The following is a 25,914-nucleotide window of genomic DNA, read 5'->3' as shown; positions in this document are numbered from 1 at the left end:
TCCGGACGCAAAACCGGTTCCCACTTTTGCTGGATTTGCTATATAGGTCGCATGCGACCGGCCGGGGGCGTGGAGGAGAGGCGGCCATGGGGGACATCATCGCGCTGGTTCTGCCCTTCTTCGGGCTGATCCTGATCGGCTATATTTCCGGAAAGCTGTCGAAGCATGAAGCCGGCGCGCTCGGCTGGCTGAACTTCTTCGTCATCTATGTCTCGCTGCCGTCGCTGTTCTTCAAGCTGGTTTCGCGCACGCCGATCTCCGAACTGACCCGTATCGATTTCATCGCCGCCGCGATGGCCGCTACCTACGGGATCTTCCTGCTGGTCTTCCTGATCGGAAGGCTCGTGCGCGGCAATTCGATCGCCGATTGCACGGTACAGGCGCTCGCCGGTGCTTACGGCAACATCGGTTACATGGGTCCCGGTCTTGCGTTGCTTGCCTTCGGAGAAGCGGCGACCGTGCCGGTGGCGCTGATTTTCTGCTTCGAGAACGCTGCCCATTTCATCGCTGCCCCCGCGCTGATGGCCTTTGCCGGCGGGGAGGAACGCCGGCCCGCGCGGGTGGCGCTCGATGTGGCGAGGAAGATCGCCTATCACCCTTTCATCATCGCAACGGCCATCGGTTTTCTTGCCGCCGCACTGTCGTTCGAACCGCCGCTCGCGCTGCAGCGGCTGATCGACTATCTGGCGCAGGCGGCCGCGCCTTGCGCCTTGTTCGCGATGGGTGTGACGCTGGCGCTCAGGCCCCTGAAGCGCGTTCCCGTCGAGCTCGGCTACATCGTTCCAATCAAGCTCCTGATCCATCCGCTGCTTGTTTATCTCGTGCTGAGCCTTGCCGGCAATTTCGACCCGCTGTGGGTCTATACCGCGGTGCTGCTCGCATCGCTGCCAACGGCCACCAATGTCTTCGTGATCGGCCAGCAATACGGGGTCTGGCAGGAGCGCGCCTCGGCGACGATCCTGATTACGACGCTCATTTCGGTGCTGTCGGTCTCGGGCCTGCTCTACGCGATCAAATCCGGCGCCTTACCGCCGGATCTTTTCCCGTAGGAAATTCGGGAAGGCGCTAAGGCTGTGGCCGGGCGCAACGCCCTCATGCATCACCAGATTTCGGAGCGGTGCGAAGCTTGCAAGGATCTGCAGGCCGGTGGCGCGCAGCATCTGGACCGGCAACAGGCTGGACAAAAGCGAACGGTTCAGGAGATCGACGCTTGCCGTGCGCGACAATACATCGAGCTTGCGACGTCCGTCGAAACGATCGCCGGCGCGGGCGTCGATACGAGCGCCAGAGCGGTCCGTGAGAATATCTTCAAGCGTGGCGATATCGCGAAGGCTGAGGTTCAGACCCTGTGCGCCGATCGGCGGAAAGGCATGGCCGGCTTCGCCGATGAAGGCCGCGCGGCCCTTGCCGTAACGATTGGCGGTCATGCCGGAAAGCGGCCAGGCCTGAACGCCTTCCTCGACGGTGACTTTGCCCAGCATGGACTGCATGCGGGTTTCGACCGCCTCGGAAAGGGCGGCGAGGGAAAGACCCAGCAGACGCTCGGCCTCCTTTGGGTCGACCACCCAGACGAGGCTGGAGCGTAAACCGGGCAGGGGCACCTGGGTGAAAGGACCGCTCTCGCCATGGAATTCGGTCGAGATGTTCTGATGCGGCAGCGTGTGGGCGAAATTCAGCACCACCGCCGTCTGCGGATAGGACCATGTGCGGACACCGACGCCCGCCGCCTCACGCGTCTTCGATTTGCGGCCGTCGGCGCCGATGACGAAATCGGCCTCCAGTTCCTCACCGCCGGCAAGCGCGATCCTGACCCTGTCGGCATCGACAGCAATGTCCTCTGCGATGGAACGGAAAACCGCGATCCGGGTTTCGGCCTCCACGGCCTTGCCCAAGACATCGTTCAACGCAGTGTTGGGAATATTGTAGCCAAAGGCTTCCAACCCGATTTCCGCGCTGCGGAAGGCGACGGTCGGGGCGCGCAAAAGTCGCTTCGTACCGTCGATGATCTGCATCGTCGAAAGCGCTGCCGCATGCGGCAGAATTGCGTCCCACAGGCCAAGCCGCTCCATCATGCGGATCGACTGATCCATCAGCGCCGTTGTGCGGCCATCGGTCGCCGCCGCCTTCGGCGCAATCAGGGCGACGCTGCGTCCCGCCCGTGCGAGCGCGATAGCGGCAACGGAACCGGCGAGCCCTCCGCCGACTACGGCGATATCGAAATGTGTCATGTCATGCATCCAATTCTTCCGACATGCATTCTAGTCTGGTGAACCGGCGAAATCCATGGGCCGATTTGGCGCATCGCACCGCCGGATGGCCGGAGGAACCTTGACAAAACACAGGAGGCCACGCGCTTGCAGTTGCAAAAGCGCGGATTTCATCGGATACCGATGCGCAGTCTGAAGGGGGCGACACGGCGAACATGAAGATCTTCAATTACCGGCGGGTTCCTTATGCCGAAATCCGTGCCTTCTCCGTCCATATCCTGACAGCATCGGGCTCCTTCCTCGCGTTCCTCGGTGTCGTCGCCGCAGCCGAACAGCGATTCGTCGACATGTTCTGGTGGCTTGGCCTTGCGCTTCTCGTCGATGGCATCGACGGGCCGATCGCCCGCAAGGTGCGCGTCAAGGACGTGCTGCCGAACTGGTCCGGCGACACGCTGGACAATATCATCGACTACGTCACCTATGTACTCCTGCCGGCGTTCGCGCTTTACCAGAGCGGCATGATCGGGGAGCCCTGGTCCTTCGTCGCGGCGGGCATGATCGTCGTGTCGAGCGCGATCTATTATGCCGATACCGGCATGAAGACAGACGAGTACTTCTTCTCGGGCTTTCCGGTCGTCTGGAACATGGTCATCTTCACCCTCTTCGTCATAGATGCGGATGCCAATACCGCGCTTATCATCGTGACGATCTCCGTCATCCTGACCTTCCTGCCGATCCACTTCCTGCATCCGGTGCGTGTCGAGCGTCTGCGCCCTCTCAATCTCGGCCTGTTTCTCTTGTGGAGCGCGCTCGGGATCTATGCGCTGCTCCTGCATTTCCAGACGCCGTTCTGGCTGAAGATCGCCTTCTCCGCGTCCGGCCTCTACCTCTATTGCATCGGCGGTGTGCTGCAGCTCTTCCCGGCTCTCGGCAGCCGGCGCATCAAGCACCGATAATGCAGTGCAAAAAAACCTAAAAAGTCTGCGACATCAGTTGCCGGACGCGGCAAACGCGTTATCAATATGACGGCATCGATCCGGACCAGGGACAAGATCCGGGGACAATAACAAGGGGGACACGTGTCGAATACCGACATGACGGCGGCCGATTCGCTTCTTGCAGTGCAGGGGCTTACCAAACTGTTCGGCAGCTTCACCGCTTGCAACGGCATCGACCTGAATATCCGCCGTGGCGAAATCCATGCGCTGCTCGGCGAGAACGGCGCCGGCAAATCGACCCTGGTCAAGATGCTGTTCGGCATTCTCGCGCCATCCGCCGGCACGATTTCCTGGCAGGGCGAGCAAGTCTCCATCCCGTCTCCGGCTGCCGCCCGCAAGCTCGGCATCGGCATGGTCTTCCAGCATTTTTCGCTGTTCGAGGCGCTGACGGTTGCGGAAAACATCGCGCTGGCGCTCGACGAAGCCGTATCGATCTCCGAAATCTCGAAGAAGGCCGCCGAGCTTTCCACGGCCTATGGCCTGCCGCTCGATCCGGAGGCCCATGTGGCCGATCTCTCCGTGGGCGAACGCCAGCGCATCGAGATCGTGCGCGCGCTTCTGCAGAACCCACGGCTGATTATTCTCGACGAGCCCACATCGGTCCTCACCCCGCAAGAAGCCGACAAGCTGTTCGAAACCCTGTTCAAGCTCAAGGCCGAAGGGCGCTCGGTGCTTTATATCAGCCACAGGCTGGAAGAGGTTCAGCGCATCTGCGATGGCGCCACGGTTCTGCGCCATGGCAAGGTGACGGGCCAGTGCGATCCGCGCGCGGAGACGCCAGCCTCGCTTGCCCGCATGATGGTGGGTTCGGAGGTGGCCGGCGTGCATCGCGACGACGACACGCCGACCGGCGAAGTGCTGCTGGAGACGCGGCACCTGTCGGTCAGCCCGCGCACACCCTTTGCAATGGCGCTCAAGGACGTATCCCTCAGGGTCAGAGCCGGCGAGGTGCTGGCGATCGCGGGTGTCGCCGGCAACGGTCAGGGCGAGCTTTTCGACGCGCTTTCGGGCGAGCATGCGGTCGATGACAACGAGGCTGTCCGGATTCGCGACCGGGCGGTCGGGCGGCTGGGCATCTCGGCGCGCAGGCTGATGGGCGCCGGCTTCGTTCCCGAGGAGCGTCACGGCCATGCCGCGGTTCCGGCGCTTTCGCTGTCGGACAACCTGCTGCTTGCGCGCAATCGTTCCGACGCCCAGGCCTTTCTCGCCGGGGGAGCGTTGAAGCTCATCCGCCACGACACGGTTCGCAAGGCGGCGCAGCGGATTTCCGAGGCGATGGATGTACGCAAGAGCGGCGTCGATCCGGCCGCCGGTTCGCTTTCCGGCGGCAACCTGCAGAAATTCATCGTCGGTCGCGAACTCGACCGGCAGCCGGCGGTCCTGGTGGTCAATCAGCCGACCTGGGGCGTGGATGCAGGGGCGGCCAGCCGCATCCGGCAGGCGATCGTCAATCTTGCCCGCTCTGGTTCCGCCGTGGTGGTCATCAGCCAGGATCTCGACGAGATCTTCGAAGTGGCGACGAGCATTGCCGCCATTTCCGAGGGCAAGCTGTCCGAGGCCTATCCGGCGGCAACGATGACACGCGAAAAGATCGGCCTGCTGATGGGCGGCATGCACGGGCTGGAGACTGCCGATGCGCATTGAACTCGAAAAGCGCGCCCGCATGTCGGGCCTGTTCGCCATCGTTTCGCCGCTGCTGGCGCTGGCGCTGACGGTGTTCTTCGGGGGCGTGATGTTCGCGCTGCTGGGCAAGGACCCGGTATCGGCGCTCTACAGCTTCTTCATCGAACCGCTGCTCGAGGTCTGGTCGCTGCACGAGCTTGCGATCAAGGCCGGCCCGCTGATCCTGATCGCGGTGGGGCTATCGATCTGTTATCGCTCGAACAACTGGAATATCGGCGCGGAAGGGCAGTTCACCATCGGCGCGATCACCGGTTCGTTCCTTCCGGTCGTCTTCTACGAATGGCACTCGCCGCTGCTGCTGCCGCTGATGATGGCGATGGGGGCACTCGGCGGCGCGCTTTACGCCGCCATTCCGGCGCTGCTCAAAACCCGCTTCAACACCAATGAGATCCTGACCAGCCTGATGCTGGTCTATATCGCGCAGCTCTTCCTCGACTGGCTGGTGCGCGGCGCGTGGCGCGACCCGCAGGGCTACAACTTTCCCCAGAGCCGCAGCTTCGTGACGGAAGCCGTGCTCCCCGAGATGCTTGCCTCCGGCCGCGCCCATTGGGGCTTTGCCTTCGCCATCATTGCCGCCGTCGGCATCTGGTTCATGATGCGCTACACGCTGAAGGGTTTTCAGGTCGTGGTGCTCGGACAGTCGGAACGGGCAGGGCGCTTCGCCGGCTTCTCGTCCCGCGGCATGGTGTGGTTCTCGATGCTGCTTTCGGGTGCCTTTGCCGGACTTGCCGGGATTTCCGAGGTCTCCGGTTCCATCGGACACCTGCAGCCGTCGATTTCGCCGGGCTACGGCTTCACGGCGATCATCGTCGCCTTCCTCGGCAGGCTCAATCCGCTCGGCATCATCGCTGCCGGCCTCGTGCTGGCCCTGACCTATCTCGGCGGCGAGGGGGCTCAGCTTTCGATCGGGGTGTCCGACAAGGTGACCCGCGTCTTTCAGGGACTGCTGCTGTTCTTCGTGCTCTCCTGCGACACGTTGATCCACTACAAGATCCGGATCGTGGCGTCCAAGGCCCGGTCTGTGATCGGCAAAGGTGCATGATGATTCTGGAAGCCATCCTCCTCACCGTCATCACCGCCTCCACGCCTCTGGTCATCGCCGCACTCGGCGAACTCGTCACCGAACGCTCGGGCGTGCTCAACCTCGGCGTCGAGGGGATGATGATTATCGGCGCGGTCTGTGCCTTTGCAGCCGCCCACACAACCGGTTCCCCGTTTCTCGGCATTCTCGCCGGAATCGCTTCGGGTGCCGTCTTCTCGCTGCTCTTCGGTTTCCTGACGCTCACGCTTGTCGCCAACCAGGTGGCAACCGGCCTTGCGCTGACCATTCTGGGCCTCGGCGTCTCGGGCATGCTGGGCGAGAGCTTCGTCGGCGTGCCGGGCGTCAAGCTGCAGCCGATCACCATTCCGCTGCTTGCCGACATTCCCTTCCTCGGGCCGCTGCTGTTCAAGCAGGACCTGATCTTCTACCTGTCGATTTTGCTGGTCGTCGGGGTCAATTGGTTCCTGTTCGCGACGCGGGCGGGGCTCAAGCTGCGCGCCATCGGCGACAATCACGCCTCGGCGCATACGCTCGGCATCCATGTGATCCGTACCCGCTATCTCGCCGTCATGTTTGGCGGCGCCTGCGCGGGTCTCGCCGGCGCGCAACTTTCGCTCGTCTATACGCCCCAATGGGTGGAGAACATGTCCGCAGGACGCGGCTGGATCGCGCTCGCGCTGGTGGTCTTCGCCTCCTGGCGGCCCTGGCGGCTGCTGGCCGGCGGCTATCTCTTCGGCGCCGTCACGATCGGGCAATTGCATGCGCAGGCATTCGGCATTGGTTTACCCTCGCAGTTTCTCTCGGCGCTGCCCTATGCAGCGACCATTGTCGTCCTGATTATAATTTCCCATAATCGGCGCACGACGCTCATCAACACACCGGCCTCGCTTGGCAAGCCTTTCGTGCCGGATCGGTAAAGTTCAACAAAATCAACAAACCAGGATAGGGGTTATCATGAAGAAACTGTTTCTGGCACTGGCTGCCACGACCGCCGCGCTCGGCGGTCTCGCCGGCACCGCCGCAGCGGAAGACAAGACCAAGGTCTGCTTCGTCTATGTCGGCACCAAGACCGACGGCGGCTGGACGCAGGCGCATGACATCGCCCGGCAGGAGCTGCAGGCTCACTTCGGCGACAAGATCGACACGCCGTTCCTCGAAAGCGTTCCGGAAGGTCCGGACGCCGAGCGCGCCATCGAGCGTCTTGCCCGTTCCGACTGCAAGCTGATCTTCACCACGTCCTTTGGCTTCATGGACGCGACCATCAAGGTTGCCGCCAAGTTCCCCGACGTGAAGTTCGAGCACGCAACCGGCTTCAAGACCGCCGACAACGTCGCAACCTACAATTCCCGCTTCTATGAAGGTCGCTACATTCAGGGCGTCATCGCCGGCAAGGTGTCCGAAAAGGGCCTCGCAGGCTACATCGCCTCCTTCCCGATCCCGGAAGTCGTGATGGGCATCAACGCCTTCGAACTTGGCGCCAAGTCGGTCAACCCGAACTTCAAGATGAAGGTCATCTGGGCCAACACATGGTTCGACCCGGGCAAGGAGGCTGACGCCGCCAAGGCTCTCATCGACCAGGGCGTCGACATCCTGACCCAGCACACCGACACCACCGCCCCGATGCAGGTTGCACAGGAGCGCGGCATCAAGGCCTTCGGCCAGGCTTCCGACATGATCGCCGCCGGTCCGAACACCCAGTTGACCGCGATCAAGGACACCTGGGCCGCCTATTACATCAAGCGCACCCAGGCGCTTCTCGACGGCACCTGGAAGACGCAGCAGAGCTGGGACGGGCTGAAGGACGGTATCCTGACGATGGCGCCGTACACCAACATGCCGGATGACGTGAAGGCGCTGGCCGAAGCGACCGAAGCCAAGATCAAGTCGGGCGAACTGCATCCGTTCACCGGCCCGATCAACAAGCAGGACGGCTCGCCGTGGCTGAAGGAAGGCGAGAAAGCCGATGACGGCACGCTGCTCGGCATGAACTTCTATGTCGAAGGCGTCGACGACAAGCTGCCGCAATAATTTCAGGCCGCAATGATTTTTGAAAAGGGCGCCGTCCTGCGGCGCCCTTTTTGTTCTTTGTTCCGGTGAAGCCTTGCTGCTATGTACCGGGCCGAACAACAATTTCCTGAATCGGAACCTTGCCGGAGCAACCATGAGCCGCAGCTGTCTCGCCGTCATCCTCGCCGCAGGCGAAAGCACCCGCATGAAGTCCTCGATGTCGAAGGTGCTGCATCCGGTGGCGGGCCGGCCGATGATCGCCCATGTGATGGCCACCATCGCCGCTTCGGGTATCGCGGACGTCGCTCTCGTCGTCGGCCGCGATGCGGAAAAGGTTGCGAAGGCCGCGAGCGTCGCGGGCGTCGACGTCACGCCCTTCGTGCAGACGGAGCGGCTCGGCACCGGTCATGCGGTGCTGGCGGCTCGCGAGGCGATTTTCCGCGGCTATGACGATATCCTCGTCGCCTATGGCGATGTGCCGCTGATTACCGCCGCACCGCTGATCGCCGCGCGCGAGGCGCTGGCGAAGGGCAACGACGTCGCCGTCATCGGCTTCCACACCGACAGGCCGACCGGCTACGGCCGTCTCCTCGTCGAAAACGGCGAGCTCGTCGCCATTCGCGAGGAAAAGGATGCGAGCGAGGAAGAGCGCGCCGTCACATGGTGCAACAGCGGACTGATGGCAATCGACGGCAAGAAGGCGCTCGATCTTCTTTCGCGGATCGGCAATGCCAACGCCAAAGGTGAATATTACCTGACCGATATCGTTGAAATCGCCCGCGCGCTTGGCGGTCGCACGGTCGCCGTCGACGCACCGGAGGCCGAATTGACCGGCTGCAACAATCGCGCGGAACTCGCTGCCATCGAACGCCTGTGGCAGGAACGTCGCCGGCATGAACTGATGATTTCCGGCGTTTCGATGATCGCGCCGGAAACCGTTTTCCTCTCGTACGACACGGTGATCGGACAGGATACCCTGATCGAGCCGAACGTCGTCTTCGGGCCCGGCGTGGTGATCGAGGGGGGCGCTGTCATCCATGCCTTTTCGCATATCGAGGGCGCCCATGTGGCGGCCGGCGCATCGGTCGGACCCTTTGCGCGCCTGAGGCCCGGCGCCAATCTGGCGGAAGGCTCCAAGGTCGGCAATTTCTGCGAGGTGAAGAAGGCCGAGATCGGCAAGGGCGCCAAGGTCAATCACTTGACCTATATCGGCGACGCGACGGTCGGTGCGGACGCCAATATCGGCGCCGGCACGATCACCTGCAACTACGACGGCATCAACAAGCACGAGACCCATATCGGGGCGCGCGCCTTCATCGGCTCCAACTCGGCTCTGGTGGCGCCCGTATCCGTCGGGGACGATGCGTTCGTCGCCTCCGGCAGCGTCATTACAGAGGACGTTCCGGCCGATGCGCTGGCGCTCGGACGCGCCCGGCAGGAAATCAAGCCGGAACGCGCCAAGGCAATCCGCGAACGCAATCAGGCACTGAAGGCCGCCCGTGCCGGCAAATCCTGAATGCTGCGGTTGCGTAACGCAGCGAAACCGAATGTGACCGCCGGTCCGATTGCGGAAATCGCGAAAAGCGATAGGACTGGCGCACGAGTTCACCCAGACGGAGAAATCTATGTGCGGTATTGTCGGTATTGTCGGTAACCAGCCGGTTGCGGAACGCCTCGTCGATGCGCTGAAGCGGCTCGAATATCGCGGTTATGATTCCGCCGGCGTCGCGACCATCGACAACGGCGTGATGGAGCGCCGTCGGGCCGAGGGCAAGCTCTTCAATCTGGAAAAGAAGCTCGATGGCGAACCGCTCCCCGGCACCATCGGCATCGCTCACACCCGCTGGGCGACCCATGGCGTGCCGAACGAAACCAATGCCCATCCGCATTTCGTCGATGGCGTCGCCGTGGTGCACAACGGCATCATCGAGAATTTCTCCGAACTCAAGGACGAACTGATCGCCGACGGCGCCGTGTTCTCCACCCAGACCGATACGGAAGTCGTCGCCCAACTGATCGCGAAGTACCGCCGGCAGGGTCTCGACAACCGTGCGGCGATGCTTGCGATGCTGAACCAAGTCACCGGCGCCTATGCGCTGGTCGTGATGTTCGCCGACGATCCCGACACGATCATGGCCGCGCGTTTCGGACCTCCGCTGGCGGTCGGCTTCGGCAAGGGCGAGATGTTCCTCGGCTCCGACGCCATTGCGCTTGCTCCCTTCACCAACGAGATCGCCTATCTGGTCGATGGCGACTGCGCGATCCTGCACCGGAATGGCGCCGAGATCATCGACTTCGCCGGCAATCCGGTCGAACGCCCGCACCAGATCTCGCAGGCGACCGCTTTCGTCGTCGACAAGGGCAACCACCGGCATTTCATGGAAAAGGAAATCTACGAACAGCCGGAAGTGATCTCCCACGCGCTTTCGAACTATGTCGACTTCCACGGCCACACGGTAAAGCCGGTCGATGCGGCCATCGACTTCAAGTCCCTGCGCGGGCTTGCCGTTTCGGCCTGCGGCACGGCCTATCTCTCGGGCCTCGTCGGCAAGTACTGGTTCGAACATTATGCCCGCCTGCCAGTGGAGATCGACGTCGCCTCCGAATTCCGTTACCGCGAAATGCCGCTCTACAAGGATCAGGCGGCGCTGTTCATCTCGCAGTCCGGCGAGACCGCGGATACGCTCGCTTCCTTGCGCTACTGCCATGAGCAGGGCCTGAAGATCGGCGCGATCGTCAACGTCAAGGAATCGACCATCGCCCGGGAATCCGATGCGATCTTCCCGATCCTCGCCGGCCCGGAAATCGGCGTCGCCTCGACCAAGGCCTTCACCTGCCAGCTCGCAGTGCTCGCCTCGCTTGCAATTGCCGCCGGCAAGGCGCGCGGCACCGTTTCGCCTGAGGAAGAGAAGCAACTGGTCAAGAGCCTCTCCGAAATGCCGCGCATCATGAGCCAGGTGCTGAACAGCATCCAGCCGCAGATGGAAAGCCTCGCCCGCGACCTGTCCAAGTTCAAGGACGTGCTCTATCTCGGCCGCGGCACAAGCTTCCCGCTCGCCATGGAAGGCGCGCTGAAACTCAAGGAAATCTCCTATATCCACGCAGAGGGCTATGCGGCCGGGGAACTGAAGCATGGCCCGATCGCGCTGATCGACGAAAACATGCCGGTGATCGTGATCGCGCCCTACGACCGCTTCTTCGAGAAGACGGTTTCCAACATGCAGGAAGTGGCGGCCCGCGGTGGCCGGATCATCTTTATCACCGACGAGAAGGGGGCGGCAGCCTCCAAGCTTGAGACCATGGCGACCATCGTGCTGCCCAACGTCGCCGAGATCATCTCGCCGATGGTTTTCGCCCTGCCGATCCAGTTGCTTGCCTATCACACGGCGGTCTTCATGGGGACCGACGTCGACCAGCCACGCAATCTCGCCAAGTCGGTCACCGTGGAATGATGATCCGGGACGAGGCGGCCGGTGACGAAGCTGCGATCGGGGACGTCACCGCGGCTGCCTTTGCCGACATGCCCTACAGCGACCAGACGGAGCCACAGATCATCGAACGGCTGCGCACTGCCCGTGCCCTGACGGTTTCCCTGGTTGCAGAGGAGGCCGGCGAGATCGTCGGTCATGTCGCCTTTTCGCCGGTGACGTTCCCGAGCGGTGAGACCGGGTGGTACGGGCTCGGACCGGTGTCGGTAAAACCCGATCGACAGAGACAGGGCATCGGCTCCGCCCTTATCAACGAAGGACTGCGGCGCCTGAAGGCGCTCAATGCCCGAGGCTGCATCCTTGTCGGCTATCCCGACTATTACAAGCGCTTCGGCTTTGCTTCCTGCCCGACCCTGAAAGTGGAGGGGGTTTCACCGGAATATTTACTGGCATTGCCCTTGCGTGGGCCAGTACCCTCCGGCATTGTCGCCTTCCATCCGGGATTTTACGGCGACGCAACATAGACAGCGAGCGATGAACGAGACTTCCGACCGCATCTCCGTCGCAACGCGGCTCAGAAACAATTTCCTGACCGGCCTCATCATCTGCGCGCCGGTGACGATCACCATCTGGCTGACCTGGACCTTCATCCACTGGGCGGACAGCTGGGTGAAGCCCTATATCCCCGAGCGCTACAACCCGGAAAGCTACCTGAAATTCGCGGTACCGGGGCTCGGCCTGCTGATCGCGCTGGTCGTCATCACGCTGATCGGCTTTCTCGGCAAGAACCTGATCGGCCGGTCGATCGTCGATTTCGGCGAGCAGATCTTCCATCGCACGCCGCTCGTCCGCACCATCTATAAGAGTGTCAAGCAGATCTTCGAAAGCGTGCTGAAGGACCAGTCGTCCTCGTTCAAGAAGGTCGGCCTGATCGAGTTTCCAAGCCCGGGCATGTGGGCGCTCGTGTTCATCGCGACCGATGCCCAGGGAGAAATCGCCGCAAAGCTGAACGAGGACGGCGTTGAGATGGTTGCCGTCTTCCTGCCGCCAACACCGGTGCCGACTGCAGGTTTCCTGATGTTCGTGCCACGCGACAAGATCAAGATGCTCGACATGACGCCGGAGGAGGGGGCCAAGCTGCTGATTTCAGGCGGCCTCGTGATACCGGAATGGCCGGCGTCAAGGGACAATACGCCGAAGGTCTCGAAACCGGCGGCGTAATGCCGGAGTCAAAAGGCAATTTCGAGATCCTATCCCGCCCTCAAAAACCTTATCGCCTCGTCCCTGCGATGGAGGTAGAGAAGTACCCGGATTGCCTGACCGCGGGGGCTTTCCAGATCGGGGTCGCGCTCCAGAAGATAGCTCGCATCCTTGCGGGCGATGTCCAGAAGATCGGCATGGGCCTCGAGGCTGGCGATCTTGAAGCCGGGCGTTCCGGACTGACGGGTGCCGAGCAATTCGCCTTCGCCCCGCAGCTTCAGGTCCTCTTCTGCAATGAGAAAACCGTCCTCGCTGTCACGCAGCACCGAGAGGCGGGCGCGGCCGTTCTCCGACAGCGGTCCCTTGTAGAGCAGGATGCAGGTCGATGCCTCGTCGCCGCGACCGACGCGGCCACGGAGCTGATGTAATTGTGCCAGACCGAAACGCTCGGCGTGTTCGATCACCATGATCGATGCGTCGGGAACGTCCACGCCGACCTCGACGACCGTGGTCGCCACCAAAAGGCGGGTCTCGCCCGACTTGAAGGCAAGCATGGCCGCATCCTTTTCCGGGCCGCTCATGCGGCCATGGACGAGACCGATAGGCGCGCCGATGGCTTTCGAAAGCACCGCATGGCGCTCCTCGGCCGACATCAGGTCGGAAACATCGGATTCCTCGACCAGCGGGCAGATCCAGTAGGCTTTCTTGCCATCGGCAATGGCAGCGCGCAGCCGGTCGACGATCTCGCCGGTGCGCTCGCTCGATACGGTCACCGTCTGGATCGGCTTGCGGCCGGCGGGTTTTTCCGTGAGCTTGGACACATCCATGTCGCCGAAGGCGGCCAGCACCAGCGTGCGCGGGATCGGCGTTGCCGTCATCACCAGCATGTGGGGCGAGATGCCCTTGGCGGTCAACCGCAGGCGCTGATGCACGCCGAAGCGATGCTGCTCGTCGACAACGGCCAGCATGAGGTTCTTGTAGCTCACCGTGTCCTGAAAGAGCGCATGGGTACCGATGACGATCTGGGCTTCACCGGAGGCTATGCGTTCGGTGATCGTATCGCGCTCGCGGCCCTTGGTGCGGCCGGTCAGGACCTCGATACGGAGGCCTGCTGCGGCGGCGAATTTCGAGACCGTCGCATAGTGCTGACGGGCGAGGATTTCCGTCGGGGCCATCAGCACCGCCTGTCCGCCGCTTTCGACGACAGCCGCCATGGCAAGCAGGGCAACCAGCGTCTTGCCGGCGCCGACATCACCCTGCAGCAGGCGCAGCATGCGGGTATCGGAACCCATGTCCTTGAGGATATCGCCCATCGCTTCCGTCTGGCTGCGAGTCGGGGAAAAGGGCAGGGCGGCCAATATCTTCGACGACAATTCTCCATTCGGACGAACCGGCGTGCCGGGCACCTTGCGCAGGCGCTGGCGAACGAGCGCCAGCGATACCTGGCCTGCAAGGAACTCGTCATAGGCGAGCCGTCGACGGGCAGGCGCCTGAGGATCGACGTCGGCCGCATCGCGGGGATGATGCAACTGGCGGAAACTTTCCCTCGGCGTCGGGAAGGACTGCTGGACGGTCAAGGCGGGATCGGCCCATTCCGGCAGGTCGGGAACGCGCTCCAGCGCATGCTCCACCGCCTTGCGCAGCACCTTGGGCGACAGGCCGGCCGTCAGCGGATAAACCGGCTCGACCAGCGGCAGGTTCTCCGCCTCGCTCGCCTTCATCATCACGTCGGGATGCACCATGGAGGGACGGCCGTTGAACCAGTCGATCTTGCCGGAGACTATGACCTCCTCATCGATCGGCAGCGCCTTTTCCAGCCAGTTGCCCTTGGCGCGGAAGAAGGTCAGCGCCAGTTCGCCGGTCGGATCGTGCAGGAAGACGCGATAGGGCATGTTGGACTTGCCGCGCGGCGGCGGCTGGTGGCGGTCGACACGGCCGGTCACGGTGACGATAGCGCCCTGCGGGGCAAGGGCGATGCCGGGCTGGTTGCGGCGATCGATCAGCCGGTGAGGCGCCAGAAACAGGAGATCCACGACGCGCGCATCCTCGACGTCCTCCCGGCCCAGCAGGCTCGCCAGCAATTGCGCAAGCTTGGGCCCAACGCCGGAAAGCGAGGCAACGGAGGAAAACAGGGGGTCGAGAAGCGCTGGCCGCATGATGGGCGCCAAAATGGCCCGAGAATTACCGCCTTGGCAAGGCTGACATTTCCCGATCGAGCGGCTATAGAGGCGCATCAACAGGAAGGTGTTTCGACATGACAGGATTGACCCTCAGCAGTGCCGATCTCGATCCGCGCCGCCGTCGCATTCTGTTTCGCTGCTGGCATCGCGGCATTCGCGAGATGGACCTGATCCTCGGACAGTTCGCGGAAGCGGAAATCGGCACGATGGATGAGGCGACGCTCGACGAGCTGGAGCGCATCATGGCCGAGGAAGATCAGGACCTCATCAAGTGGATCACGGAAGCGGCCCCCGTTCCGGATCACCTGAAGACCCCGCTCTTCGAGCGGATCATGGCCTGTCGCCCAGATTTCTCGCCGGTTACCATGGACACCGCCGGACGCCCGGAATGATCTCGCTACTCGATGCCAAGACGATCGCCGCCGCCAGGTCCGGGCTGACGATCTCGCATGTGCCGGATGGCATGGTCGCGTTCCTGATCGCCGAGATTGCGCGGCAGGGGCAGCCTGTCGCCTTTGTGCTGTCGGACGGCCAGCGCATGGCCGATATCGAACAGATGCTCGGCTTCGCCGCGCCGGATATTCCGGTTCTGACGTTACCCGCCTGGGACTGCCTGCCCTATGACCGAGTATCGCCATCGGCCGATGTCTCGGCACGCCGTCTCGCCGCCTTGTCCGGGCTGATCGCGCATGCGAGGAAGCCGCATCCGGCCATCGTCCTCGTCACTGTCAACGCCATGCTGCAGAAGCTCGCGCCGGCCGACGTGATCGAGCATCTGGCGTTTTCCGCCAAGCCCGGCAACCAGGTGCGGATGGACGATATCGCAGCAAGGCTCGAACGCAACGGCTTCGACCGGGTGCCGACAGTGCGCGAGGTCGGCGAGTTCGCCGTCCGCGGCGGCATTCTCGACGTCTTCGTGCCGGGCTCGGAGGAACCGGTTCGCCTCGATTTCTTCGGCGATACGCTGGAAAGCATCCGTTTCTTCGATCCGGCCAGCCAGCGCACCACCGGACAGGCGCGATCCCTCGATCTCAATCCGATGAGCGAGGTGACGCTGACCCCGGAAAGCATCAGCCGTTTCCGCAAGAACTACCTTTCGCTGTTCGGCGCGGCGACCCGCGACGATGCGCTTTATTCCGCCGTCTCCGAAGGACGCCGCTACGCCGGCATGGAACACTGGCTGCCGCTGTTCCACGATCATCTGGAAACGGTATTCGACTATCTTCGAGGCTTCCGCATCGTCACCGACCATACGGTGAAGGAAGCGGCGGAAGAACGCGCCAAGCTGATCCGCGACTATTACGAGGCGCGACTGAATTCCGGGACTCCCGGCAAGGGCCATCTGGGGCAGGGCACGCCCTACAAGCCGGTACCGCCCGAACGGCTCTATCTCGGCGCCGGCGAATTCGCACGCATGCTGGATGCACATGAACCCCTGCGGCTCACACCCTTTGCCGAACATGACGGTGAAGCGCGCCGGGTGATCGAGATACCGGCGCGGCCGGGCCCCCGCTGGGCGAAGAATGCGGTCGAGGCCGGAGAGGCTGACGGTCAGGCGCGTGTGAACGTCTTCGACCAGGCGGTGAAATACATCGCCGATAAGAGGGCTTCCGGCTCCAAGGTGCTGATTACCGGCTGGTCGGAAGGCTCGCTCGACCGATTGCTGCAGGTGCTCGCCGAGCACGGGCTCGCCAATCTCAAGCAGATTGCAGCCCTCAAGGACATTGACGGCCTGAAGAAGGGCGAGGCGGCAACGGCCGTTCTCAGCCTGGAAGGCGGTTTCGAATCCGGCGATCTCGTCGTCGTCGGCGAACAGGACATTCTCGGCGACCGCATGGTGCGCCGTTCCAAGCGGCGCAAGCGGGCAGCCGACTTCATTTCGGAAGTGGCGGGCCTCGACGAGGGCTCGATCGTCGTTCATGCCGAACACGGCATCGGCCGTTTCGTCGGCCTTCGCACCATCGAGGCCGCCGGCGCTCCGCATGCCTGCCTCGAACTGCAATATGCCGACGACGCCAAGCTGTTCCTTCCGGTCGAGAACATCGATCTTCTGTCGCGGTACGGCTCCGAGGCGAGTGACGCGCAGCTCGACAAGCTCGGTGGCGGCGCATGGCAGATGCGCAAGGCCAAGCTCAAGAAGCGGCTGCTCGACATGGCGGGCGCCCTGATCCGGGTCGCTGCCGAGCGCATGACACGCACCGCACCGGTTCTGACGACGCAGGAAGGCCTTTACGACGAATTCGCCGCCCGTTTCCCCTATGACGAGACGGAAGACCAGCTGAACGCGATCGAGGCGGTGCGGGGCGATCTCGGCGCCGGCCGGCCGATGGACCGGCTGGTCTGCGGCGATGTCGGTTTCGGCAAGACCGAAGTGGCGCTGCGTGCCGCCTTCATCGCCGCCATGAACGGCATACAGGTCGCCGTCGTCGTTCCGACGACACTCCTTGCCCGCCAGCATTTCAAGACGTTTTCCGAGCGCTTCCGCGGCCTGCCGATCCGGGTGCAGCAGGCATCCCGTCTGGTGGGTACGAAGGAGCTCAACCTCGTGAAGAAGGAGGTTGCGGAAGGCAAGACCGATGTCGTGGTCGGCACCCATGCGCTGCTCGGCGCGGGTATCCAGTTTGCCAATCTCGGACTTCTCATCATCGACGAGGAGCAGCACTTCGGCGTCAAGCACAAGGAGCGGCTGAAGGAACTGAAGACCGACGTGCATGTGCTGACGCTTTCGGCGACCCCGATCCCGCGGACGCTGCAGCTTGCCATGACCGGCGTGCGCGAACTTTCGTTGATTACCACGCCGCCGGTCGACCGCATGGCGGTGCGCACCTTCATCTCGCCCTTCGATCCGCTCGTGATCCGCGAAACCCTGATGCGCGAGCATTATCGCGGCGGCCAGAGCTTCTACGTCTGCCCGCGGCTTGCCGATCTCGCGGATATCCAGGCCTTCCTGCAGTCCGACGTGCCGGAACTGAAGGTCGCCATCGCTCATGGCCAGATGCCGGCGGGTGAACTCGAAGACATCATGAACGCCTTCTACGACGGCAAGTACGACGTGCTGCTGTCGACCACCATCGTCGAGTCCGGCCTTGACGTGCCGACTGCCAACACTCTCATCGTGCATCGCGCCGACATGTTCGGCCTGGCGCAGCTCTATCAGTTGCGCGGGCGCGTCGGGCGTTCCAAGGTGCGCGCCTTCGCGCTCCTGACGCTTCCCGTCAACAAGGTGCTGACGACCACGGCCGAACGTCGCCTCAAGGTCCTGCAGTCGCTCGATACGCTCGGCGCCGGATTCCAGCTTGCAAGCCACGACCTCGACATTCGCGGCGCGGGTAACCTGCTGGGCGAAGAACAGTCCGGCCACATCAAAGAAGTCGGCTTCGAGCTTTACCAGCAGATGCTGGAGGAGGCCGTGGCGGAAGTGAAGGGTATCGATGAAGTGGCCGATACCGGCTGGTCGCCGCAGATCTCCGTCGGCACGTCGGTGATGATCCCGGACGATTACGTGCCGGACCTGCATCTGCGCCTCGGCCTTTACCGTCGTCTCGGCGAGCTCACCGAACTCGGCGACATCGACGCCTTCGGCGCGGAAATGATCGACCGGTTCGGACCGCTGCCTCCCGAAGTGCAGAGCCTGCTCAAGGTGGTCTACATCAAAGCGCTCTGCCGCAAGGCCAACGTCGAAAAGCTGGAAGCCGGTCCGAAAGGCGTGGTCGTGCAGTTCCGCAACAAGGAATTCCCGAACCCGGCTGCTCTCGTCGGCTTCATCGCCAAGCAGGGCACCATGGCGAAGATCCGCCCGGACCAGAGCGTCTTCCTCACCCGCGACCTGCCGACGCCGGACAAGCGTCTGGCAGGCGCAGCGATGGTGATGACGCAGCTTGCGCAGCTTGCAACATCGGCGTGATACGCGCCGGCCCCCAGACTCTTCCGCCTATTCGTGCCTCAGCGCGTCGATTGGGTTGAGCTGAGCCGCCCGTCTCGCAGGGAAATAGCCGAAGACCATGCCGATTGCGGCAGAGAAGGCGAAGGCCAGCAGGATAATGGAGGGGCTGGTGACGAAAGGCACACCCATATAGCTTACCGCTCCATAGGCGAGGCCGAGGCCGAGCAGGATGCCGATGATCCCGCCGGCAAGCGAGAGCGTCACCGCCTCGACGAGAAACTGCATCAGCACCTGCTGTTCCAGCGCACCGATGGCGAGACGAATGCCGATCTCGCGGGTCCGCTCGGTCACCGACACCAGCATGATGTTCATGATGCCGATGCCTCCGACGAGAAGGCTGACGGCGGCGACCGCGCCGAGAAGGCCGGTCATCAAGGTGGTTGTCCCGGTGAGCGTCGCGGCCATCTGGGTCATGTCGTTGACGGTGAAATCGTCCTCGCGACCGGCGATGATCTTGCGCCGCTCGCGCAGCAAGCGCTCGACATCGGCCTGCACCTTGGATGTGGAAACGCCGTCCTTCGCCGAAAGGATCACGCTCGACACGTCACTCGATCCGCCGATGCGACGCTGGAAGACCTTGAGGGGCATGACGACGATATCGTCCTGGTCATTGCCCATGCCGCTCTGGCCCTTTTTCGCGAGTATGCCGATAACCTGGCAGGAGATCGTGCCGACGCGAATGTTCTGCTCAAGCGCGGGCGTCGAACCGAACAGCTCATTGCGGATGGTTTCGCCGATCACGCAGACCGACTGTCCGCCGCGCTCCTCCGAAACGAGGAAGGTGCGGCCCTTGGCAAGGTCCCAATCCTGCGCAACGAAATAATCGCTGGTGGTGCCGGTGACCGTGGTCGAGTGGTTCTCGCCGCCGAAGATGACGGTCTGGGTCGACTGGTTGACGCCGGCCACGGCCCGAAGCCCGCCGACCTGGTCCTCGATGGCCTGAATATCCCGTTCGGTGAATTTCTTCGCTTCCGTGCTGGCACGGCCCGGGCCGAACTGCCCGGGGCGCACGAAGAGAAGATTGGTGCCGAGCTTGGAGATTTCAGCCGAGACCTGCGCCGTCGTGCCATTGCCGATCGTTACCATGGCGATGACGGCGGCAACGCCGATCACCACGCCCAGAACGGTCAGGAACGAGCGAAGCATGTTTCGCCCGATCGCCCTCAGGGCCAGTTTGACGGTCTCAAGAAACATCGGCGCGAACTCCGTTCAGGCTGTCGCTCTGGAGACGTCCGTCGACGAAGCGCAGGTTGCGCCTGGCATAGGCGGCGATGTCGTCCTCATGGGTCACCATGATGACCGTGATGCCTTGCTCGCGGTTAAGGCCGGTGATGAGTTCCATGATCTCGCGGCTGGTCTTGGTGTCAAGGTTGCCCGTGGGCTCATCCGCCAGCAGGACCGCCGGGCTGGTGACGATCGCCCTCGCGATCGCGACGCGCTGCTGCTGGCCGCCGGAAAGCTCCTGCGTCGTATGGTGTTCGCGCCCCGCAAGGCCGACCTGCGCCAGCGCGACTTCCGCCAGACGCCGACGCTCGCGCGCCTCCATGCCGCGATAGATCAGCGGCAGTTCGACATTCTCGACGGCCGAGGTGCGGGCGAGAAGGTTGAAACCCTGGAACACGAAGCCCAGCATGTGGCGCCGCAGCAACGTATGCTGGCTGCGATCCAGCCCCGAGGTGGCGATCCCCTGGAACAGGTATTCGCCTGACGTCGGGACGTCCAGCCAGCCGAGGATGTTCATGGCGGTCGACTTTCCCGAACCGGAAGGACCCATGATCGCCACGAACTCATGCTTCTCGATGGTCAGGTCGATGCGGTCCAGCGCACGGATCGTCGCTTCTCCGCGTCCGTAGGTCTTCGATACCTGCTTGAACTCGATGAGGGGAGGGGTCGCCATGGGGCCGCCTTCAACCGCTCTTCGCCGTGGCGTCGGTAATCAGCAGATCGCCTTCGGAGAGGTCACCCTTGGTCACGACCGTATTCTGTCCGTCGCTGGAACCGATTTTGATGTTGATTGCGGTCGGAACATTGTTGCGCATGACCCAGACGGTACGCTCCCCGCCGGCCGGTTCCGGAGCCGTGATCGAACCCATGCGCGGCGGACGGAACAGGCTGAACATACCACCTCCGCCGCTGCTCTTCGCCGTCAGGTTTTCCGGCGGCGTATAGCGCAGGGCGGTGTTCGGCACGAGCAGCGCATCCTTGATCGACTGCACCACGATATCGGCGGTGGCCGTCATGCCCTGGCGGAGCAGCAGGTCGTTGTTGTGCACCGCCAGTATGCCCATATAGGTGACCACGTCATTGACCGTCTCCGACGCATAACGGATCTGGGTGATTTCCGCGGGAAAGCGCTTGTCCGGGAAGGCGTCGACAGTGAAGGTGGCCTTCTGACCGACCGCCACCTGGCCCACATCGGCCTCGTCTATATCGACCTGCAATTCCATTTCCTTGAGGTCGCCGGCAATGTTGAAAAGGGTCGGCGCTTCGAGGGACGCGGCAACGGTGGCGCCCGGATCGACATCACGCGACAGGACGATACCGTCGATCGGCGATATGATCGTCGCTTTCGAGAGGGTAACCCTCGACTGTTCCAGTTCCGCCTCGGCCGCGAGAACGTTGGCTTCGGCGCTTTCCTTCGTCGCGACGGCCGCCTCGTAGGTATAGCGGGCCGAATCGAGATCCTGCTGGGTGGACACACGGTTGCCGACCAGGCTTTTTTGCCGTTCCAGCGAGACCTGCGCGGAATTCATGTCGGCCACGGCCTTGGCAACGGCCGCCTTGGACGCGAGCAGGGCGGCTTCGGCGCTCTTGACGTCGGCCTCGAACTTCGCGGTATCGAGACGTGCGATCACCTCGCCCTTCCGAACAGTGCTGTTGTAATCGGCCAGCACTTCGCGCACCGTGCCGGACTGCTCGCTCGATACATCCACCTGCACCGTCGGCTCGACAGAACCTGTTGCCGTCACGATGACCGTGAGGTCTCCCTTCTTTGCTGCAGAGGTGGTGTAAGTGTAGGCCGTCGCCTCGCTGCTGTAGAGGTAATAGCCATATCCCGCACCGATGATCGCAGCGGCCGCAAGCCCCCGCCACAGCCAGCGCCTGCCACCTCCGCGTTTGCCGCCGCTTGCAAGAATGGCTGCGAGGTCGCCGCTGTCCACGGGGGTTGGGGTGGCCTTGGTGCTGTCGTCGTCGCTGCTCATTTCTGACCCGTTTTCGTTGTCTCGCGTATCGGTACCGCATGAAACCGCAGCCGGTATTGACCCGTGTCAACTTCCCCTGAAGATTGCTTTCCGGGGATCGACACTCAACCGGGTTGCGCGAACCTACTCGCTGTGTCCCACAGTCGTCGGCCGGTTTGAAGTGAATTCTTGGTAATGGTGGACGGACACACGAACGGGGCCGCCACCCGAGCGGGACGGACGACGATTTCCCGCGAAGCGCGAAAAGAGGAAGACGGTTATACCGCCGCTTTCGGATAGGCCCGCTCAAGACCGCCGGATCGTGTCAGGCCGTTACGGAAAGCAATATAGGCGGGATGCTGGCTCGATCGTGCGGCCTCCGTCAGCCGCATCTGCAGCCGCGAGGGTGCATTCTGGCCAAGCCATTCGCCCGAGCGCTCGAGCTTGAGGCTGTTCAGGAACCGGGCCTCGGATGCGCGGTCCAGATAGAGGTAAAGGCCTTCGAGCAGGCAATCGTCCTGCTGCGGGTTTTCGAACAGAAGGGCGAGAAAGTTCCGGTCGGCCTCACTCATGCCAGAAAGCTTGTCGGCAACGGTTTCGCGATCCGGAAAACGTGTCTGCTGGGCGGACATGGACTGTCTCCCTCCTTGCTGTCGGTTTGGTTCAACGGCCTGAACACTTCAAGACCATCCGAAGATTGCCCGAGCCTTGCCGTGGACCTCCGCCAGACGGAGCGATGCCGGCAAAGCCGGCATTGCCAGGTGCCGCGGATCAGCCGCGACGGCGGCTGCGACGGCCGCCTTCCTGCTCACCCGATTGGGAGGCCGTCTTGTTGCGCAGCGGTCCGATTCGCTCGACGATGGTCTCGATGGTCGGACGGGGCCCCGGTGTATAGCTGTCGAGCGACGAACGCATGGCGGCAAGGTGATTGCACGAGGTGCCGCAGCAGCCGCCGATGATCTTCGCCCCGGCATCGCGCGCAAGCTTTGCATATTCCGCCATTAGAGGCGGCGTGCCGGAATAATGAATTTCCGAGCCACGGAATTCCGGGATGCCGCAATTGCCCTTGACGATGACCGTCGCTGCCGGATCGGCGGCCGTCATGTCCAGAAGGCTGGCCAGAATGTCGGAGGCGCCTACGCCGCAATTGGCGCCGACAGCCACCGGACCATCGCCAATATCCTTTGCAACACCATGGATATCCTTGGGATCAAGGCCCATCATGGTGCGGCCGGCGGTGTCGAAGGAGCCGGTATAGATGTAGGGCAGGCCAACCTTGACGGCCGCCTCGGCCGCCGCGCGGATCTCCTCCGGCGACGACATGGTCTCGATCCAGGCGATATCGATGCCACCGGCCTTCAAGCCTTCCATCTGTTCGGCGAAGGCGGCGACCGCATCCTCGAAGGTCAGCGCGCCAAGCGGCTGCAGCAGTTCACCCGTCGGCCCGACCGAGCCGCCGACGATCACCTTGCGCGGCACCTTGTCGGCAACCGAGCGGGCGATTTCGGCCGCCTTCCTGTTGAGCCCGAAGACCCGATCCTCCGCCTTGTGCAGCTTCAGACGGTGGCGCGTGCCGCCGAAGGAATTGGTCAGGATGATATCAGCGCCCGCATCGACGAAATCCTGATGGAGCTTGACGATCTTTTCCGGCTGGCTCTCGTTCCAGAGCTCCGGCGCCTCGCCAGCCTCCAGCCCCATAGCGAAGAGATTGGTGCCGGTGGCGCCGTCGGCGAGCAGAACGCCCTTCTCGGCCAGGAGTGCGGAAAGCGGATTGGTGGCGGTCGCCATGGTTCTGTCCTCTGATCTCATATGCACCACCATATAAAGAAATCTTTATATGACTGCAATGGCTGGCGCGAAAAAGCCCCGGCACGGGATGCGCGCGGGGCTTTACGGTTCGTGAATATCGATCCCGCGACTATTCGGCGGCGATCGGCCGGTCGAGATGAGTGCTCGGCGTCACCATGGCCGAAATGATCGCCTGCAGGTCGACAGCGCCGACGGGGTGGCCCGAGGCATCGACCACATGGGCGACCGTCTGGCCAGCGCCGGTCATCAACTTGGCTGCGGCTTCCAGAACCGTCGCCCCGTCGAGGGCAGGACCTTGCGGTGGACCGGAGAGCGGCGCCATGATGGTGCTTACCCGGATGACGCGGCCACGGTTCACCTCCTTGACGAAGGCGGTGATATAATCATCCGCCGGGGACAGGACGATATCCTGGCCGCTTCCCTGCTGGATGACCTCGCCATCGCGAAGGATGGCGATCTTGTCGCCAAGCCGCAAAGCCTCGTCGAGATCGTGGGTGATGAAGACGACGGTCTTCTTCAGTTCCTGCTGGAGGTCGAGCAAGACGCTCTGCATGTCGACACGGATCAGCGGGTCGAGAGCGGAATAGGCCTCGTCCATCAGCAGGATATCCGCATTGTTGGTCAGCGCCCGGGCGAGGCCCACACGCTGCTGCATGCCGCCTGAGAGCTGGTTGGGATAATGTCGCTCGAAGCCTGCAAGACCGACCCGCTCGATCCAGTGGCGGGCGGTCTTTTCGCTGACCGACCGGTCCACGCCCTGGATATCGAGCCCGTAGACCGTATTCTCCAGCACGGTGCGATGCGGCAGGAGCGCGAATTTCTGGAAGACCATCGCCGTCTTGTGGCGACGGAACTCGCGCAATTCCTGCTGGCTCATCCGGCAGATATCGACGCCGTCGTAGAGCACTTCGCCGGCCGTCGGATCGATCAGTCTGTTGATATGGCGGATAAGCGTCGACTTGCCCGAGCCGGAGAGGCCCATGACGACGGTGATTCCGCCGCCGGGCATCGAGATATTGATGTCCTTGAGACCGAGAACATGCCCGTGGGTCTCGTTGAGCTCGGCCTTGGACATGCCACGGTAGACAGCGTCGATATAGTCGCCGCCACGAGGCCCGAATATCTTGTAGAGGCCGCGGATTTCTATGCCCTGACTAGCCATGGATGACCTCCGTATGCTTCTGGAGCCGCTTGCCGTAAGCCTGGCTCGTCCGGTCGAAGATGATGGCGATGGCAACCAGGGCGAAGCCGTTCAGGAAGCCGATGGTGAAGAACTGATTGGTGATGGCCTGCAGAACGTTCTTGCCCAGGCCGCCGACCCCGATCATCGAGGCCACCACGACCATGGCGAGCGACATCATGATCGTCTGGTTTATGCCGGCCATGATGGTAGGCAACGCCAACGGGATCTGCACGTTCTTGAGCTTCTGTCCGGGGGAGGAGCCGAAAGCATCTGCAGCCTCGAGGACCTCCTTATCGACCAGCCGGATACCGAGATTGGTGAGGCGGATCATCGGCGGAACCGCATAGATCACGACGGCGATGAGACCCGGCACCTTGCCGATCCCGAAGATCATGACGACCGGGATCAGGTAGACGAAACTCGGCATGGTCTGCATGACGTCGAGGATCGGGTTGATGAAACCCTGCACCCGGTTCGACCGCGCCATCACGATGCCGATCGGAATGCCGATCACGATCGAGATCAGGGTGCAGACGGTGACCATGGCAAGCGTTATCATGGTGTCCTGCCACAATCCGACAAGACCGATGACGATCATGGAAAGCGCCGTGCCCAGGGTAATCCTGATATTGCGGCTGGCGAGATAGACGATCGTCGTCAGCACCAGCAGGAAGATGAACCATGGCGTGTCGACGAAAAGGTTCTGAAGCCAGTTCAGGAACCATTGCAGCGGATCGAGCGCCGTGTCGAGAACATCGCCATAGCTGCGCACGAAGCCCTTGAAGCCGGTATCCACCGTCTTCTTGAATTCACGCATGAGGTTTTCGTCGATCGACGGAAATTTGCAGAGCAGTTCCGGGAGGTAACTGCAAATAGCTGTAGCCATCTTGTTCCCCTTTTTTACCCCATCCAACGACGGGTGGCTTCTCGTAACGGAAGCCTGACCGCCTTTTCGCGACCGCCGCGAAAAACGGGAAAGACCACAGACAATTCCTTAAAGCATTCCCAATCGGGAATTTGTGCTGTCTGCGACCTTGCAGGCGCCTGAATGG

The 25,914-nt window shown here is 62.7% G+C and carries 21 protein-coding genes; 12 read left to right on the top strand and 9 right to left on the bottom strand.

Annotation, left to right across the window (positions count from 1 at the left end):
* The first annotated feature begins 86 nt into the window (after nucleotides 1-86).
* On the top strand, nucleotides 87-1,049 hold the full coding sequence (locus ACLBKR_RS08550; protein ID WP_113438206.1) for an AEC family transporter: 963 nt from the start codon (nucleotides 87-89) through the stop codon (nucleotides 1,047-1,049).
* Here the strand turns inward: ACLBKR_RS08550 and ACLBKR_RS08545 are convergent.
* The gene (locus ACLBKR_RS08545) at nucleotides 1,026-2,228 is read right to left on the bottom strand and encodes a UbiH/UbiF family hydroxylase (protein ID WP_113438273.1); all 1,203 of its coding nucleotides are present in this window, start codon (nucleotides 2,226-2,228) and stop codon (nucleotides 1,026-1,028) included. The genes ACLBKR_RS08550 and ACLBKR_RS08545 overlap by 24 nt on opposite strands.
* Before the next feature lie 194 nt (nucleotides 2,229-2,422).
* Between ACLBKR_RS08545 and pcsA the strand changes: the two genes are divergently transcribed.
* From pcsA to ACLBKR_RS08500, 9 genes are all read left to right on the top strand, one after another.
* Nucleotides 2,423-3,163 carry a phosphatidylcholine synthase gene (pcsA, locus tag ACLBKR_RS08540; RefSeq protein ID WP_112831425.1) on the top strand — a complete coding sequence of 247 codons (741 nt, stop codon included), beginning with the start codon at nucleotides 2,423-2,425 and terminating at the stop codon, nucleotides 3,161-3,163.
* Between the two features lie 138 nt (nucleotides 3,164-3,301).
* Nucleotides 3,302-4,849 carry an ABC transporter ATP-binding protein gene (locus tag ACLBKR_RS08535; RefSeq protein ID WP_113341049.1) on the top strand — a complete coding sequence of 516 codons (1,548 nt, stop codon included), beginning with the start codon at nucleotides 3,302-3,304 and terminating at the stop codon, nucleotides 4,847-4,849.
* The gene (locus ACLBKR_RS08530) at nucleotides 4,839-5,930 is read left to right on the top strand and encodes an ABC transporter permease (RefSeq protein ID WP_113457864.1); all 1,092 of its coding nucleotides are present in this window, start codon (nucleotides 4,839-4,841) and stop codon (nucleotides 5,928-5,930) included. Before ACLBKR_RS08535 ends, ACLBKR_RS08530 begins: the two co-directional genes overlap by 11 nt.
* Complete coding sequence (locus ACLBKR_RS08525; RefSeq protein ID WP_113457863.1) at nucleotides 5,927-6,847, top strand: ABC transporter permease; 921 nt, start codon at nucleotides 5,927-5,929, stop codon at nucleotides 6,845-6,847. Before ACLBKR_RS08530 ends, ACLBKR_RS08525 begins: the two co-directional genes overlap by 4 nt.
* Before the next feature lie 37 nt (nucleotides 6,848-6,884).
* On the top strand, nucleotides 6,885-7,958 hold the full coding sequence (locus tag ACLBKR_RS08520) for a BMP family ABC transporter substrate-binding protein (protein ID WP_414901389.1): 1,074 nt from the start codon (nucleotides 6,885-6,887) through the stop codon (nucleotides 7,956-7,958).
* Nucleotides 7,959-8,091: 133 nt separating this feature from the next.
* Nucleotides 8,092-9,453 carry a bifunctional UDP-N-acetylglucosamine diphosphorylase/glucosamine-1-phosphate N-acetyltransferase GlmU gene (gene glmU, locus ACLBKR_RS08515; protein ID WP_414901387.1) on the top strand — a complete coding sequence of 454 codons (1,362 nt, stop codon included), beginning with the start codon at nucleotides 8,092-8,094 and terminating at the stop codon, nucleotides 9,451-9,453.
* Nucleotides 9,454-9,562: 109 nt separating this feature from the next.
* Complete coding sequence (glmS, locus tag ACLBKR_RS08510) at nucleotides 9,563-11,389, top strand: glutamine--fructose-6-phosphate transaminase (isomerizing) (protein ID WP_414901385.1); 1,827 nt, start codon at nucleotides 9,563-9,565, stop codon at nucleotides 11,387-11,389.
* A complete protein-coding gene (locus ACLBKR_RS08505) occupies nucleotides 11,386-11,889 on the top strand; it encodes a GNAT family N-acetyltransferase (RefSeq protein WP_414901383.1) in 504 nt (167 codons plus the stop codon). The genes glmS and ACLBKR_RS08505 overlap by 4 nt, the downstream gene beginning before the upstream one ends.
* 10 nt (nucleotides 11,890-11,899) lie before the next feature.
* The gene (locus ACLBKR_RS08500; RefSeq protein ID WP_112831433.1) at nucleotides 11,900-12,586 is read left to right on the top strand and encodes a DUF502 domain-containing protein; all 687 of its coding nucleotides are present in this window, start codon (nucleotides 11,900-11,902) and stop codon (nucleotides 12,584-12,586) included.
* A 29-nt stretch (nucleotides 12,587-12,615) separates the two neighbouring features.
* Here ACLBKR_RS08500 and recG read toward each other — a convergent pair whose 3' ends face one another.
* The gene (recG, locus tag ACLBKR_RS08495) at nucleotides 12,616-14,721 is read right to left on the bottom strand and encodes an ATP-dependent DNA helicase RecG (RefSeq protein WP_112831434.1); all 2,106 of its coding nucleotides are present in this window, start codon (nucleotides 14,719-14,721) and stop codon (nucleotides 12,616-12,618) included.
* A gap of 98 nt (nucleotides 14,722-14,819) precedes the next feature.
* Between recG and ACLBKR_RS08490 the strand changes: the two genes are divergently transcribed.
* Together ACLBKR_RS08490 and mfd are read left to right on the top strand one after the other, a co-directional pair.
* Nucleotides 14,820-15,137, top strand: a complete 318-nt coding sequence (locus ACLBKR_RS08490) for a succinate dehydrogenase assembly factor 2 (protein ID WP_112831435.1) — start codon at nucleotides 14,820-14,822, stop codon at nucleotides 15,135-15,137.
* Entirely contained in the window at nucleotides 15,134-18,649 is a 3,516-nt protein-coding gene (mfd, locus tag ACLBKR_RS08485; protein ID WP_414901380.1) for a transcription-repair coupling factor, read from the top strand. The genes ACLBKR_RS08490 and mfd overlap by 4 nt, the downstream gene beginning before the upstream one ends.
* Nucleotides 18,650-18,676: 27 nt before the next feature.
* Here the strand turns inward: mfd and ACLBKR_RS08480 are convergent, their stop codons facing one another.
* The 7 genes from ACLBKR_RS08480 to ACLBKR_RS08450 form a co-directional block, all read right to left on the bottom strand.
* Nucleotides 18,677-19,882, bottom strand: a complete 1,206-nt coding sequence (locus ACLBKR_RS08480) for an ABC transporter permease (RefSeq protein WP_113341042.1) — start codon at nucleotides 19,880-19,882, stop codon at nucleotides 18,677-18,679.
* Entirely contained in the window at nucleotides 19,872-20,585 is a 714-nt protein-coding gene (locus tag ACLBKR_RS08475) for an ABC transporter ATP-binding protein (protein WP_112831439.1), read from the bottom strand. The genes ACLBKR_RS08480 and ACLBKR_RS08475 overlap by 11 nt, the downstream gene beginning before the upstream one ends.
* A gap of 10 nt (nucleotides 20,586-20,595) precedes the next feature.
* Entirely contained in the window at nucleotides 20,596-21,891 is a 1,296-nt protein-coding gene (locus ACLBKR_RS08470; RefSeq protein ID WP_414901376.1) for an efflux RND transporter periplasmic adaptor subunit, read from the bottom strand.
* 257 nt (nucleotides 21,892-22,148) lie between these two features.
* Entirely contained in the window at nucleotides 22,149-22,502 is a 354-nt protein-coding gene (locus tag ACLBKR_RS08465) for a hypothetical protein (RefSeq protein WP_113341040.1), read from the bottom strand.
* A gap of 139 nt (nucleotides 22,503-22,641) precedes the next feature.
* Nucleotides 22,642-23,658, bottom strand: coding sequence for a betaine--homocysteine S-methyltransferase (gene bmt, locus ACLBKR_RS08460; RefSeq protein WP_414901374.1), 1,017 nt, complete (start codon nucleotides 23,656-23,658; stop codon nucleotides 22,642-22,644).
* 130 nt (nucleotides 23,659-23,788) lie between these two features.
* On the bottom strand, nucleotides 23,789-24,841 hold the full coding sequence (locus tag ACLBKR_RS08455; RefSeq protein WP_113425808.1) for a quaternary amine ABC transporter ATP-binding protein: 1,053 nt from the start codon (nucleotides 24,839-24,841) through the stop codon (nucleotides 23,789-23,791).
* Nucleotides 24,834-25,748 carry an ABC transporter permease gene (locus ACLBKR_RS08450; RefSeq protein WP_112831444.1) on the bottom strand — a complete coding sequence of 305 codons (915 nt, stop codon included), beginning with the start codon at nucleotides 25,746-25,748 and terminating at the stop codon, nucleotides 24,834-24,836. Before ACLBKR_RS08450 ends, ACLBKR_RS08455 begins: the two co-directional genes overlap by 8 nt.
* Nucleotides 25,749-25,914 lie beyond the last annotated feature (166 nt).

Origin of the sequence: Paenirhizobium cremeum (assembly GCF_047553425.1) — a bacterium.
GTDB lineage: Bacteria > Pseudomonadota > Alphaproteobacteria > Rhizobiales > Rhizobiaceae > Allorhizobium > Allorhizobium cremeum.
The sequence above is the reverse complement of the archived record's forward strand: the minus strand, read 5'-3'. Positions and strand labels throughout refer to the sequence as shown.